The sequence below is a fragment of the Vibrio sp. 10N.261.54.A5 genome (assembly GCF_041471145.1).
Lineage (GTDB): Bacteria > Pseudomonadota > Gammaproteobacteria > Enterobacterales > Vibrionaceae > Vibrio > Vibrio crassostreae_C.
The window spans coordinates 14,508-28,944 of sequence record NZ_JBFRNU010000070.1 but is presented as its reverse complement, the minus strand read 5'-3'; the positions used below and the strand labels follow the sequence as shown (position 1 = coordinate 28,944).

The 14,437-nt window shown below is 43.3% G+C and carries 11 protein-coding genes and 2 pseudogenes; 3 read left to right on the top strand and 10 right to left on the bottom strand.

Features of this window, described 5'->3' with window-relative positions:
• The first annotated feature begins 181 nt into the window (after positions 1 to 181).
• Positions 182 to 535 carry a hypothetical protein gene (locus AB4329_RS20170; RefSeq protein ID WP_017060510.1) on the top strand — a complete coding sequence of 118 codons (354 nt, stop codon included), beginning with the start codon at positions 182 to 184 and terminating at the stop codon, positions 533 to 535.
• 194 nt (positions 536 to 729) lie between these two features.
• Here AB4329_RS20170 and AB4329_RS20165 read toward each other — a convergent pair whose 3' ends face one another.
• From AB4329_RS20165 to AB4329_RS20145, 5 genes are all read right to left on the bottom strand, one after another.
• Positions 730 to 1,626, bottom strand: a complete 897-nt coding sequence (locus AB4329_RS20165) for an RNA polymerase sigma factor RpoD/SigA (RefSeq protein WP_017060509.1) — start codon at positions 1,624 to 1,626, stop codon at positions 730 to 732.
• A 413-nt stretch (positions 1,627 to 2,039) separates the two neighbouring features.
• Positions 2,040 to 2,372 carry an Hpt domain-containing protein gene (locus tag AB4329_RS20160; protein ID WP_017060508.1) on the bottom strand — a complete coding sequence of 111 codons (333 nt, stop codon included), beginning with the start codon at positions 2,370 to 2,372 and terminating at the stop codon, positions 2,040 to 2,042.
• Complete coding sequence (locus AB4329_RS20155; RefSeq protein WP_017064673.1) at positions 2,366 to 3,955, bottom strand: response regulator; 1,590 nt, start codon at positions 3,953 to 3,955, stop codon at positions 2,366 to 2,368. The genes AB4329_RS20160 and AB4329_RS20155 overlap by 7 nt, the downstream gene beginning before the upstream one ends.
• Positions 3,956 to 4,244: 289 nt before the next feature.
• The gene (locus AB4329_RS20150; RefSeq protein ID WP_017060506.1) at positions 4,245 to 5,795 is read right to left on the bottom strand and encodes a DHA2 family efflux MFS transporter permease subunit; all 1,551 of its coding nucleotides are present in this window, start codon (positions 5,793 to 5,795) and stop codon (positions 4,245 to 4,247) included.
• Between the two features lie 3 nt (positions 5,796 to 5,798).
• On the bottom strand, positions 5,799 to 6,863 hold the full coding sequence (locus tag AB4329_RS20145; protein ID WP_017072190.1) for an HlyD family secretion protein: 1,065 nt from the start codon (positions 6,861 to 6,863) through the stop codon (positions 5,799 to 5,801).
• Between the two features lie 128 nt (positions 6,864 to 6,991).
• Between AB4329_RS20145 and AB4329_RS20140 the strand changes: the two genes are divergently transcribed.
• On the top strand, positions 6,992 to 7,903 hold the full coding sequence (locus tag AB4329_RS20140; protein ID WP_017060504.1) for a LysR family transcriptional regulator: 912 nt from the start codon (positions 6,992 to 6,994) through the stop codon (positions 7,901 to 7,903).
• A gap of 160 nt (positions 7,904 to 8,063) precedes the next feature.
• Here AB4329_RS20140 and AB4329_RS20135 read toward each other — a convergent pair whose 3' ends face one another.
• From AB4329_RS20135 to AB4329_RS20115, 5 genes and pseudogenes are all read right to left on the bottom strand, one after another.
• Positions 8,064 to 8,921, bottom strand: coding sequence for a polysaccharide lyase family 7 protein (locus tag AB4329_RS20135; RefSeq protein ID WP_102556042.1), 858 nt, complete (start codon positions 8,919 to 8,921; stop codon positions 8,064 to 8,066).
• Positions 8,922 to 9,168: 247 nt separating this feature from the next.
• A pseudogene (locus AB4329_RS20130) lies at positions 9,169 to 10,523 on the bottom strand (glycoside hydrolase); the annotation flags it as partial.
• Between the two features lie 262 nt (positions 10,524 to 10,785).
• Positions 10,786 to 11,604 carry a DUF2861 family protein gene (locus AB4329_RS20125; protein ID WP_372139128.1) on the bottom strand — a complete coding sequence of 273 codons (819 nt, stop codon included), beginning with the start codon at positions 11,602 to 11,604 and terminating at the stop codon, positions 10,786 to 10,788.
• A pseudogene (locus tag AB4329_RS20120) lies at positions 11,604 to 12,251 on the bottom strand (response regulator transcription factor). Before AB4329_RS20120 ends, AB4329_RS20125 begins: the two are co-directional and overlap by 1 nt.
• The gene (locus tag AB4329_RS20115) at positions 12,229 to 13,638 is read right to left on the bottom strand and encodes a DUF3404 domain-containing protein (protein WP_372139127.1); all 1,410 of its coding nucleotides are present in this window, start codon (positions 13,636 to 13,638) and stop codon (positions 12,229 to 12,231) included. The pseudogene AB4329_RS20120 and the gene AB4329_RS20115 overlap by 23 nt, the downstream one beginning before the upstream one ends.
• Positions 13,639 to 13,881: 243 nt before the next feature.
• Here AB4329_RS20115 and AB4329_RS20110 point away from each other — a divergent pair, with 243 nt between their 5' ends.
• The gene (locus AB4329_RS20110) at positions 13,882 to 14,415 is read left to right on the top strand and encodes a YbhB/YbcL family Raf kinase inhibitor-like protein (RefSeq protein ID WP_017060498.1); all 534 of its coding nucleotides are present in this window, start codon (positions 13,882 to 13,884) and stop codon (positions 14,413 to 14,415) included.
• The last annotated feature ends 22 nt before the right edge of the window (positions 14,416 to 14,437 follow it).

The following is a 14,437-nucleotide window of genomic DNA, read 5'->3' as shown; positions in this document are numbered from 1 at the left end:
GACATTTAGTCTAAGCCAACAAGGAGATAGGGCAGCGTAAAGTTGCCCTCATTAAAGCCATGTAGAGTTATTGATACATGGCTTTTTTTAATTTTTTTGTTGTTTGTTTCGATAAATAAACTTGAGAACAGGTAAATATGTCCTTAATTATTAGAAGGGTCCGTTAGACAGGAGGGACGACATGTATCGTTATGTCAGTTCACCGCAAGCGTCGAAGTACATAGTGCCACCGCCTCAACATCGAGAGTTGTCGAGTGTGGATGTGCCTGAGTCTGAATTAGAGATGCGAGAAATATTGAATAATTGGTTTGCTGATGGTTTAGCGCCCATTATTGAAAGTGACGATGACTACATCTCTGCGAGCGATCACGTTCGATTTGAAAAGCTTAGCCGCACCGTTGGGATGTTGTTGAGAAACAAAGATTATTATTTTGCGGCTAAACGGATTTTATCAGTGTGGGAACAAGATTGTCTTGAAACCACTTATATCAATTATCTCATTTTGCGCAGTGAGCGAGTCACTTCTTTAAGGTAAGTTAATGGTGTGGCATTTGTCATTTTTCATTAGGCATTAGGCATTAGGGATTAGCGACTTAGGGTTCGTGTGCTTACGATCTTTTTATTTTTCTAACGAATCAGCAAACAAAAAGGGCAAGCTTGGAGGCTCACCCTAAAGGTCTTTGTTTTGGCTTAACGTTATTTTCAACTAATTCTCAACTGGGTTACGACTTACACCCAACCATCAAATTTGAGTCGTTTTTGAATTCTTTCGACCGCTTCTTTCTGCATTTGTCTAACACGTTCATTAGAAACATTCACATCCAACATTTGTCCGACCTCAGACAGCGTTTTCACCTTGTTATCAAAGAAACCAAAACGGTGGATGAGCACCTTTTGTAATTTTGGAGGAAGTGTATAGATGATTTGTTCTAGAGCTTGGGTAAAGGATTGATCCTCACAATCTTGTTGAGGGTCTGGGATATATTCACTTTCGCATTGATCAAGCACCATAGGCGCATGGCTAGTTCCAACCGTTGTCGTCACGTCAATAAACCCGCTTAACGCCACCAGTTGATCGACGCGTTCGGCCTTTACACCTGAACTGTCTGATAGCTCAGAAATTGAAACCTCTTTACTCATTTTTTTGCTTGCATCGAGCTTTTTTGAGGCGAGGCTGTTTATTTCTTTACACACGTGGGCTGGCAATCGAACGGTTCGACCCGTGTTCATGAGTGCGGCTTCAATGTTTTCGCGGATCCACCAAACAGCATAGGTTGAAAAACGATAGCCTGGTTCTGGATCGTATTTGTCGATGGCCTTAATCAAGCCAATGTTGCCTTCCTCGATCAGGTCGAGCAGGGTGAAATTATTGCCTTTACGTTTTAGGTAACTCTTTGCGATTTTCACAACAAGGCGCAGGTTTGATTCGATCATGACATCACGCGCTTTTTTATCACCCGCGCGATTCAATTTTGCGTAATACACCTCATCTTCACGCGACAGCAGATCAATGCCAACAATATCTTTCAGATAATGAGCATAAGGGTCTGCACTGGTAGAAAATGATTCGGTAATGGGTGTTTCATCCGTGAGCCCCTGAAACGCAGCAAAACTATCGTTGTTCATTTCCTTGTCCTTATCTAGCCGACTGAACGTTTTAGTTTTTTTATTATGCCACCAAGTGATTAACGCTTGGTTTCATTAGAGTGTAGATAACAATTTCTTCTTTACCAATAAATAAAATGCAATTTCGTATGTTTATGTCACAAAAAGATCTACAAATATTTAACTATTTTGCATCTCATCAAGTGTGTTGGTTTTTCGTTTAAAACATTAAGACGGATAGTTTATAAAGCATGTGTTATACATCGGTTTATCTAGATAAATGACGTGAATTTATAGGTGTGGGTTAGAACTATAATTGAGAGGAGAAATGATGAGAAAAATGTTAAGAGTCGAGGTTCAATGTTTCCAAGCACCTCAACTCTTTTAGCTGTGTCGGCTGTTAAGTATCGCCATGCACGTTTTAATTCTATCGACTAATAAGTGCTAAGAACCTCATCGATTTGCTGATTAATGATCTTCATTTCGCTGTAGATAACCGAAAGATCATCATCTTGCGGCGCAAGCTTATTGAGTGTGTTTTGTTCTACTCTTTCCAATGCAACTGTGGCCGTTTCTTCACCAAAGCTGGCTAAAATGCCTTTTAAGGTGTGCACGGTAAAATGAAGCTTGCCCCAATCTTGTTGTTGAACCAACTCTTCGATCTCTTGTAGCGAATTGCCATGGTCTTCTTGATATGTAGACAAAACGGCGTAAATGACGTCTCTGTCATTGTCTAAATAGGCGTTTAAAGCATCAAAGTCTAGCATGTGGACTCCTGTCGGCTGAATGTTGAAAATGGGCTAGGCGGCTTAGTGGAAAAACCATACCTTGATGAATCACTAATCCATTGATTCCATTTTGGAGGAAGTTCTAACTGTAAGATTTCTTCTAGATAGTCGTCGCTAAGTTTCTCATCTATATGAGCTTTATTGACGGCGTATATATAGTCAAGTTTGGCGGCAACTGAATATGGGTAACTGTGAATGTAGTCCTTTATTTCTTGGATCGAACCCAAATTTTCAATGTTTATACACGTTGAAGGGTCGACATTTTTGGACTCAAGTTGGTGATTTATGGCTTCTCCACGAGATTTGAGACATTCCACTGTTAAATGATAAAGAGAGTACTCACCAAAGTGGGCGAGCATGGGTAATAACTGAGTGAGCAAATAAGTCGGTTGGCTGTGGAAATTGTTCGCTAACAGTGTCGAAGCTCTAATCACTTTTTTGTGGGCAATCTGAGGGCTATTTTCGATGAGCAATATGCTGCTCTGAAATAGGGCAAGGCTGGCCAAAACTTGCTGCTGTTGTTTTACCGGAAGTTTCAGGTTTACCAACTCGGTGAATTGGTTGGCGTGCTCAAGCAAAATACGTTTGTACTTTAGTTGCGTCTCGCGCTGATACGTTGCTTTTAAGGAATTAAAGTGCGCACCAATGGAATGGATGACATCAATGTCAGCAGCTGAAATGTGGGTTGCATACATCTCACCTAACTTTATGATCATATGTGTGTTATCTGCGTTCTCAGCTAAGTCGATGGCCCTGATTGCACGATGGCTGATGCTGGGAGTCATCTCAAATGCACGAATCGCTAATTTAAGAGCAGGCAGCAGCATTTTATGTTTTTCATAGATACAGCTTAAGCAGTCAATCACGCTCAATGAGAGTGGCTGTGCTATTAGAAAATTGTGGAGCTTATCTATGGCTAAATTTGGCTTGCCTAAGCTGTCGAGAATCAGCGCCTCAGCCACCAATTTGGTTGGGTGCATGTTGGTTTTGGAGTTGTTAATGACGCTAGAGAGTAACTGCCATTTCTTACCTGCAATTAAATGTTCAATCAATGTCGCTTCGAACTGAACGCTAGTACCATTAGGGGAGATCGCCAAAGCTTGAGCTAATCTCTCTTGACTGGCAATGGGATACAAATCATTCAGTTGGGTGAGTTTCTTTGAAACGGACACGGCACTTTGGATCTTTTTACCCAACGTTTGAGTATTAATCGGTTTAGAAACGAAGTGGTGTGCTTCACCTGAAAGGGCGGTTAATACTGTTTCCTGACGCATATCCCCAGAGAGCAAGATTGTCGCCACAGTATGATCGATGAGGCGGTTTCGATACAGAATGCCCAACAGCTCAAAGCCAGTAAAAGACTGTTCTAAGTGGTAGTCAATGAGGAGTACATGAAAAGAGTGTGTCTCGACCGCTTTAATGGCTTTTCGATAGTCGGTCGCAATAAAAATACAGTCGCGCGAAACTCCCAAACTAGCCAGTTGCTGCTTAATAAGTATTGTTGCGCTTTTAGAGTCGTCGACGATCAAAATTCGAAGGTCTGTTGGTAAGGTCAAATCCATTTTCCTTAATACCAAATGTTATTTTTTAATTTAGGTGTCAAGTTGCACATTGTCAAGGTGCCTATATCACATACAAACACTCAATAAACTATTGGTAATTAAAGAGTATTAGATAACATTTATGAAAGCCTTCAAACGCAGGTGACTTTTACCTGATTTTAGTGGGGTTATACGTGTTTTAGAAATAAAAAAGAGGCAAGCCGATAAGCTCACCTCTCTGTTTTATTGTTCGAGTTTTTATTCGAAATGTTGTTCTTTGCTTGAAGTTTTATTTACCGAAACTCTAGCGTTAATCACGCATGTTTAGAATCAATACTGCCGCTAGAGCCAAGAACGCCGTCATCATTAAGAACACATCGTTGTAAGCCATGATGGCTGCGTCACGTTGCATTGTGCCGAGCAAACTTGCTTGTGCTTGTTGCATCGCAGTTGCGGCATCACTTCCTGACTGAATGAAAAACGCTTGTTGTTGCTGAAGCGTCTGCCAACCAAGTTGACTCACTGAAGGTAGCGACTCCTTGATGTGTGCTAAGTGCTCACGGGTTTTGTTATCCAATAGCGTAGCGATAATCGCGATGCTGAAAGCGCCCCCTAAGTTCCGCATTACGTTGGTTAACGTTGATGCGTCTGGCGTGTCCATTTTGCTGATGTTCTTCATGGCAACCAAAGACAGCGGAACCATGATGAACGGACTACCAATAGCACGCAGAACCATAGATAAAATCAGCTGTTGCCCGCCAAAATCGATTGTCATGTGTGTATTTACGTAACAACTAAAACCGAACATCGCGAAGCCAAAGGTAACCAAGTACTTAGGCTTAATGATCTGTGTTAGCTTTGGCACAATTGGGAATATCAGAAGCTGTGGGAAACCCATCCACATTAGCACTTCACCAATTTCCATCGCGTTATATTGCTGAATTTGAGTGAGATACATCGGTAGAACATAGATAGAGCCGAGCAATGCCATTCCTAGAATCAAATAGGCGATACAAGACATCGCAAATTGCCCATCCCGCAATAGCCGCAGGTTAACCAATGGCTTCTTGTGTTGGAGTTCGTTTATCACGAAGTAAACCAAACTCACCGCCGACACGATACTCAAGCCAATAATAAAGCTCGAACTGAACCACTCTTCACGGTTACCTTCTTCTAACACCACTTCCAAACAACCTAGCCCTAATGCCATGGTGGCGATACCAAACCAATCGGCTTTTTTCAGCGTGCCAAGGTCGAGCTTTTCATCGTCCAAGCCATATCGGATCATGGTGATCACAAGCAAAGCTGGCGGAATATTGATGTAGAAAATATAGTGCCACGAGAAGTTCTCCGTCAGCCAGCCACCAAAGGTAGGGCCAATCGATGGAGCAAAGGTCGCGGTTACACCAAACAGTGCCATACCCACAGCACGCTTGTTGACCGGCAATAACTGAATCACCAGCGAGAAAGCAAGCGGGATTAGAGCACCACCACTGAAGCCTTGCATCGCGCGGAAAACGATCATCGAGGTCATGTTCCAAGAGAACGAACACAACAAAGATGAAATGGTGAAAATGGCTGTCGTCCACGTGATATAACGGCGTTTACCGAGCGCTTTAGAAAGCCAACCACTGAGTGGGATAGCGATCATCTCTGCGACTAGGTAAGACGTAGAGATCCACGAGCTTTCATCCAAGGTGGCTGATAGCGCACCTTGAATATCTTTGAGAGACGAGTTGGTGATCTGAATATCCAAGATCGCCATAAACGCGCCAATCAAGCCGCCAAATAGGGCGATCCAATGGCGTCTCGAAACCTCGTCATCATCATTTGTTTGGGTGACAACACCAGCGTTACTCATGGTCTAGCCTCGTTTATCGATGGTCGCTACCACAGACAAACCAGGAAGCAGTCGACCTTTCAACTCTTGCTGATCTGGAATAGTAATTTTAACCGGTACACGTTGAACGATTTTAGTGAAGTTACCGGTCGCGTTTTCTGGTGGTAGGAGCGCAAATTTAGCGCCAGTCGCAGGGGAGAAACTGTCTACCACACCTTCAAGAGGCTGCCCCGGGAACGCATCCAGCTCTACTTCAACCGTCTGACCTTTGTGAATACCACTTAGCTGTGTCTCTTTGAAGTTGGCTTCAATCCACACTTGGTTGTTTGGTACCAAGCTCATCAGTGGTGCGCCTGCTTGAATCAGCAAGCCTTCACGTACGCTGCGTTTACCAATCACGCCATCTGCTGGCGCGTAAATTTTGGTGTAATCAAGGTTAAGCTGTGCTTGATCTCTCTGGGCTTGAGCTTCGGTCACGGATGCATTTGCTTGCTCAATCTCACTAGCGATAACGGTTAATTGGTCATTGGTTGCAACGAGGTTTGCTTTTGCTTCTTCTAAATCTGCCTGAGTTACTTTTTGTTGTGCAACCATGCTATCGACTTCATCTTGAGACGCGTAGTTACGCTTTAGTAAGCTACGAGAACGTACCACTTGTTGAATCGCGCGTTCGTATTCAGCTTGTGCAGAATCAACGCGGCTTTCTGCTTGATTGATCTTGCTACGTTGTAACGTTTGTTGTGCCACTAGATTTTTGACGTCTGATTGCACGACGCTTAAATGGGCGTTTGCTTGAGCGAGTGCTGACTGGTAATCACGGTCATCGATTTGAACCAGCAAATCACCTTCTTTAACCGATTGGTTATCACTCACATAAGACTTAACAATATAGCCAGAGACCTTAGGGCTAATATTCGTGATGTCGCCTTGTAGGTAGGCATTGTCGGTAGATTCAAAGTACTGGCCATAGCCGTACCAGTATCCAGCACCGGCTAAACCCAATGACAGCATGATCGCAGTAGCAATAAGCGGAGCTTTTTTACGTTTTTTTGTGCTTACTGTTTGCGAAGCGTTGTTGTTCTCTGTCATTTTTTCTTTCTCATTTTGTTTTTATTTAGATGTAACGAATTGTAAATGAATTCGATTGATTGATAAGATAGGAAAAAAGGGAAACACTGTTGCAAAAATCTAACTAATGGCGCTTTGGGAGAAGTACGATGGACTTAAATGCTGTGACTGTTTTTACACAAGTTGTTGATTGTGGGAGTTTCACGCACGCAGCTGAAGCATTGAACATGACCAAGTCGACCGTCAGCCGAAAGCTAGACGAGCTGGAACAGCATCTAGGTGTGAGGTTGATCACTCGTTCGACACGAAGTTTAGTCTTAACGCCAGAGGGTGAGCGCTTTTATCAGTCGAGCATGCAGATGCAAGAGATCATGAACCAAGCTGAGCTAGAGGTTTCAGCCAATCAGGATTTGATCCGAGGGCAGTTAAATGTTGTGTTGCCTGTCGAATTGGGGCATCAAGTATTAGCTAAATACATCCACAGCTTCCTAAAAGAGCACCCAAACGTGACTTTGAACTTAGAACTGTCGAATCGAGAAGTCGACATCATTGCGGAGGGGATCGATCTTTACGCACAAATTGGTGAGCTAGTGGACTCGAGCTTGGTTTCTCGCTACCTCACAACATCAAAGCGTGTATTGGCAGCCAGCCCTGAGTATTTAGAGCAGTTCGATGACGTCTCTTCACCCGATGATCTTGAACCGCCATTCAGAATGATTGAGGTGGTGAACAAGGCCGCGCGTCTACCCAAGTGGCATTTACAATTAGAAGGCGGAGAGTCGATTTTGATCGATCTACCGTGTCAGTTGCGGGTGAATACCATCACGGCATGCCTAACAGCGTGTGTGGATGGGCTCGGCTTGGCGGTGCTTCCTGAATTCATTTGTCGGGAACACTTTAAGACAGGTAAGCTGATTCGTCTGTTACCTGAATATGAGATGCCGGAAGTTTCAGTAAGCCTAGTGTATGCAGACAGGCAGTTGATGCCGAAACGTAAGAAGGTCTTTATCGACTATCTACTGACTGCTTTTCAAAATAGAGCCAATCAAATAACGAAATAAAGGCATATTGTATTGGGAGCAACAGAAGGAATCGGCTGCCTAACTGTTGATTAGTTGTAATTCATTGACAATGACCAATAACATTGAAAAGAGAAAAACGAACTTGTTAACAAGTTCGTTTTTTTCTGATTGCTAATGTAGTTGTAGGCTAAGTACCGAACTAGCTCTTTTTCTCTGTGTACTCTAGCTTGTAGAAGTGAGCTTCACTTTGTCCATTCGTAAATTGGTTATATACGCCAGCTTTGAAGTAGCTTAATAGGTGACGCCAGTAGTCAATATCCTGCTCAACTTTACGTTCACCGTTTACGTCAACAATAAGTTTCTTATCACCCACGATTAAATCAAATGCTGTTGGTTTGCCTTGTGGTGCTTTGCCTAAATCATACTGAGAATATGCTACGTCTGATTTGCACATTTCCTTGTCTTGGTTTTTCTTGCCGAACGATCCTTTACAAATTACAGCGTTGTTTTTAATGATTGCCCAGAAATGCCCTTCAATACCATTATTGTCACGTTTCCATACAACACGAAGCAAAGGGTGAGGGACATTGTGAGTACCAAGGTCATCTAAGCCTTTGTTATGTACTTGTAGGAATGTAATCTCGTCTTGCTTAGAGTCTGAGTTCTTCATCGACTCTTCAGGGTTTATGATCTCCACTTCCGAACTTAATGTGTATGTTTCATTTGCTAAGTCTGTGCGGAAGTTTTCCTGAACGCGTAGCTCATTACGCAGGTGGTCATTCTTCATGGTAAAGACTAGCGCTTCACTTTCTTTGTCGACATAGAAGTTGTTGTTCACAATGCCGTCGTAGTTATTATCGAGCGCAAAATAGTCTTTGTTGCCTTTCTTTCCGTTTGGATCTGAAATTTGAAGTTCAGAAACTGACAAAACATTTTGGTATTGAGAGTAATTAGAAGGTTCGCCTAAAGCTCCTTCTGGATTCGAAAACTGAACATTAGCGATTGCCGAAGAAGAAAAGGCAAGAAGGGCACAGCAAGTGAGTAGGGTCTTTTTCATCAAAAATATCTCTTTTGTATTATTATCATTCAATATAAGCATTGATATCACTTTTGAGATTTATGTGAAAACATCTGTGTTTGAAATTGTGGTCGGCACCCAATTTTCTTGTACAAAAATAGAGAGAATTAGGTGTCGATTGGGATTGGTACCTGAGTGTCAAAGGTGTGGATTTTTGCTCGTTAACAACACTACCTGCTAACCCGTAATAGTGAATAAGGTGAGGCTTAAAAACGGCACGTTCAAACTAGTTAGGCTCTGATTTCCACTCTAACGTTTGTCCGTTGCTCAATACGGCTTTTATAGCGCTCGGCGAGACTTTAAGGCCTCTCTGATGAAAGGTTTGATCTGAAAAATTGGCAATGATCTTACTTCCGTCACTGAACTTCGTTTGTTTAACATCGCCGTTCTTAACTAACCATTCGAAATCGACCAACTGTTTATCCCATAACTGTTCGTGCATTGGTTCAAAGCCATCTTGATAGTGTTTGAGTGCTTTGATTCTCTGGCTTGAACTTGATAAAGCTTCATCTCTGGTCAAGTGAACCATCGGTGGTGTGTTGTATAGCATGGCGGTTAAGTCACGTTCTGCTTGTACATTAGTGAACTTGAGGCTGTCTGAATGCCAATGGTGCGTACTGATTACTTCATCATGGAAAACGGCTTGGTAAAGTGGAATTCGATATTGTGGCGAAAACAGTAGCGACTTGTAGGGCTCTTTAACCTCGGCCGGCTTAAAGAAGAAGTCAGGCTTGTGGTCTGGGTACCAACGACCTAAGTAATAGGGAGATTGGCGGTTCTCTTTCATGTCTTTGTCTGTCCATCCAAAACCAACCGTTTCTAAGCCGTGTGCAAACGCGATGCCTTTTGTTGTTAGGCTGTTGCCGTCTTCAGAGCCTAATACTAACGAAGGTTGCTCGCTAAGCCACTTCATTCGGTTGTTGAACGCAGAAAGCATGTCTGATTCGTTTGTATTGCCATTGCCATTACTGTCTATAGAGACGCGGTAATCTTCACGTGCCATGGCGGTTGCATCAACATCTAAGAACAAGCTGTTGAAGTTGCCGAATCTCATAATGTCTTGAGCACGCTGTTTTACGTATTCGAAATTGGTTTTTGTATTTGAGGAAGCATTAGAGGATGCATCTGAAAAGAGCAGTTGATTGTTGGTTGCATTAACCATTTGATAGCTAATGAAATGATTGTTTTGCTGTACTGTCCAAAAGGCATCTTCAAGTCTTGAGTAGTGTTACTTCCAGAATGGTTACCGACGAGATAACTTGCCCAAAGCTTGTTGTCAGTAGGCACGCGCATACCTTCACTAAACGGAAGAAATAGTGTCTGAGTTTGTTGTTCGGCAAGATCAAACCACGCCAATTCGATGGGTTTGTTTCGTTTCACCTGTATATTTGAAGGTAAGCTGAACTGAAAAGTGAGCTGGTCTTGATTAAGCTCTGCCTTAACGTTTATTCCACTGGGTACTAAGGTCCAAGTGGCGATTTTTGCTGAGTCAGCTTTATCGGAAAAGCCAATGACCAGATTGGTCGCTTTCTGTGGTTGGCTATCAACGGTGAGAGCAGCACTGTTAACGCTTAAGCCGTTCCAATCGACCTCTAAAGTATTCGATGAGGTAGCGACGGTATTGTTGTTACTGGTGAGCGTTATTTGGCTCGCTTGTGCGTTGGATGAAAACAGACAAGCTGTTGTTAAAGCCACAATGGCAAAATTAGAAAGATTGAGTGGGTGACGTACGCTGAGCATATTTAGATTCCGTAAAGGGTAACTACGGTTATTACACCTAAGTAGCGCTAGTGCTTTGTCACCTATATGTCTCTATTTTCTGTTTGGCTTTAGTGGTTTTCCATTAGAAAGGCACGGCGACGCGCTGCACATATTGGACTTCAATAGCGCCTTGGTATTCAAACATTTCAACCGAAGCACTCAAGTGCTTGGCTTTGGTTCCAAGTGGACTTTCTGTGGGAACGGGTGCTTGCGCTGTTTTGATTGGCACTTTGTAACCCAGCAGGTTGTAGTTTTCATCAAACCATTGCCAACTCACGTTAGCGTCGGGGCAGTTGTCGATCACCTTTGGAGGCGAGAGCACGATATGTGGTTCGCTGAGTTTACTTTCGAGCGTCAGCCATCGATTACTGTTATTTAAAGCGACAATAATAGGGTAGTGATTTGAACCTATCTTTAGTTGATAAACACCAGATTCGGGTTTGATGAACATTTCATTGGTTTCAATCTCTTGATACTCATTATTGGAAGCGAGTTGTCCATCGAGAAGGACTTTACCTTTAGGGGAGACCAGAGAGATAGGTTGTGTTTGGGTTTTCATGTCTTCACTGAGTTGTTCTGAAGCGACTTTGATTTGATAACCGTGCGACGACAGGCCATAGCGTCGAATGAAGCTGACTTGGATGTGGTGTTTTGGCTCAGCACTTTGTTTGAGTAAGGTTCCACATTGAGTCTGGCTCAGGATCTCTTGTTTGACTGGCAGCCAAAGCTCACTATCGAGTGATTTGTGATCGAGTGCGATTTGCAGCTCTTGCCACGCAACTTGAGGTTGGTCATCAAGTAGAGATTGATAGGTGTGCTGCAATGGCGTGTCGGTAAACCATGCCGCATGACTTGCGAGCGGCAATGTGTAGATCAGTGCGGTTAACGAAGTAACTTTCATTATGATTCCCCGGCCAAGCGGTAATCAACGCCACGATGTGTTTCTATATTCAATGTTGGCAGCTTCTGGCGTAAGCGCAGTATGTGATTATCAATAGTTCGGGTACTAGGAAAAGCCTGATATCCCCAAATCTTATTGAGTAATTCATCTCGGTGAAACACACGACTTTGGTTCTGAACAAACAGTACCAATAGCTGAAACTCTTTAGGTTTTAGTGTTACAGGGCTTTCATCCAGATAAGCGATCCGTTCCGACAAGTTGATTTGGATATTTGCGTAAGTTAAGAGGCTCACACCTAACGGACGTAGCTAGGTAATGACTCGAGCGAGTAATTCGTCGTTCGAAAATGGTTTAGTCACATAGTCTTTGGCACCCGCCATTAAACCTTCAACACGTTGTTGAACTTCTACTTTAGCGGTCAACACAATCACAGGCAGCGCTTTGAGGAGCAACCAGTTTGGAAGGTGTTGCAAGCTGTCCCCATCTTCAAGCTGTCGATCCAGTATCACAAGATCGGCTCGAAACCATTTCTTACTGGCATTCTCTGAATCCTTCGCCCAAAGGCATGGGTAACCATTGGATTCAAAGATGCTGACGAGGCCTTGTCCAAGCAGTTGGTCGTCTTCAATCAGCAGTAGGGTGTTCATAAGCAATTTCCAAAATACATCGGGTTGGGTTACGAAGAATAATGAGGCGGCCATTCGCTTGCTTCATCAAGTGCTCGACAATAGTCAGGCCAATGCCCATGTTATCCAGTTCGTGCGTTTCACTTGGCGTGACACCAGACATGAGCCGTTGTATCGGTGAAGGGAAGTGCCCCTCGTCTTGTACCTCAATCGTCAGCTTGTCACCGAGTTCGACCTTTACCAAAACCTCACCTTTACCATGTTGTTTGGCATTCTTGATTAGATTATCCAAGCAGATGGTTAGCCAGTAATAGGGAAGGTTCAGTTCAACTTCACGCGCTTCACATTGATAAGAAATATTGTGCTTTTCACAGACATGATCGAGCCACTCTTCTAATGAAGCGTTTTGCTTCAACAAAGGCTCTGACTGATCCGAACTTAGGTACACTTTGCTGTTTTCGGTGAGCTGAGAAAGCCTTTGATAGTCAGATATTAAACGCCAAACCGCACTTTGAGTTTCATCAGAAAAGTCATCGTAGCGATTTCTAAACATTTCGACGGTTAAGCCTAGGCTAGTAATAGGCGTGCGCAGTTCATGAGTAAGAAGCTGTAAAACGAACTGCCTCTCTTTTCGTTGTTTTGTTCTTAGGTATAAGACTCTAGCGAGCCCGGAAAGCAACGTTAGCAGCAATGTAAAGATCAACGTTTTCATGATCAGATTGTCATTGCTAGGCTCGTTTAAGCACACGTTACTGTAACGAAAAGTACAGGTTTCACCTGCCAAAGATACCTCTTGTTGCTCTGCGATAGGTTGCCAAACATCTAAGGGAATAGCTTTCCAGCCTTGTTCGCCACTTAACCAAAGCACATCATCTTGTTGCCAAGCGCGGTATCCATTGAGCAGTGCTTCTCTGCCTTGTGCACTTAGGCTTTCTAGTTTGTTATATAAAGGGTGCTGAGGGTTGGTAAGACTCAAAAATGGGCGTATCTGCTCGGTCACATCTGGGTAAGCGGCTAAATAACGACCAGCAAAGCTGCCACCGGCAGGGTGACGTTTGGAGTGTGCTGCAAACCAAATCGAATCCAATGTTTGTTGCTGACACAGAGCGAGCTCGAACTCGATGGCTTCATGTAATGAAGGGTTACTGCTTTCAATCGCTTGGCAGTGATCTTGTATTGACGCTAACGCTGCGATGTCGTCCCAACTGAATTGGTTGAAATCAGGATAGCGGCTATTTTCATGGAGCAGAACTTTCGGATACTGAGCCAACTCTTGTTGAGATACTAAGAGTGGGGATGATTGCCAGCTCAGTTGATACAGAGTTGGCCACTTATCTTGCAAACTTTGGGCATAGACTAGGGTTGGGAGCCAAAAGATCAAGCAAAGAGCTAATGTAAACCTGCGCATCCAATCATTCTCGTTAAAAGTCGTGGGGCGAGTCTAAAGAGTTTTGGGCGCGATTTGTAACCTGAATGTCAACAAGTGTTCTTTTAACAACAAATTGTCGAGTGGGTCATGCTTTTAAATAATAAAGTACAAATACAGTAAGTATCATTTATTTGAAATAAAATAGATAATTGTGTACTTACTGTCATTATTGGCCGAAATGAGGGGACTATACTGGGCTCACACCTAATAAGAGGAACCATCATGAAACTCATCATCAAATCAGTATTGGCAATCAGTATTTTGGCTACAGGCTCTGCTCATGCGTTCGAATTAACCAGCAACGATATTCAAGAAGGTCACCCAATGGCAAAGACTTTTGAATACTCTAGTTGGGGTTGTGACGGCGATAATCAATCACCACAATTGATGTGGAAAGATGCACCAGCAGGTACCAAAAGCTTTGCTATCACAGCTTATGATCCAGATGCACCGACTGAAAGTGGCTTCTGGCATTGGGTTGCGTTTGATATCCCTGCAACTGTGAACGAGCTACCTCGCGGTGTCGACATCTCCAAAGTCGGTGGCAAAGAAGGTCGCATTGATTACGGTACAGTTGGCTACGGTGGCGTTTGTCCTCCAGAAAAAGATGGTATGCACCGTTACCAGTTCACGGTTTGGGCATTACCAACGGACAAACTTAACCTCGACGAAAATACGCCGTCGGCTGTGGTTGGATTCACGTTGAACAGCATGGCTTTAGACAAAGCTAAACTGACCGCAACTTATACACGTTAATAGCTTATGTACGTTAAAGCTT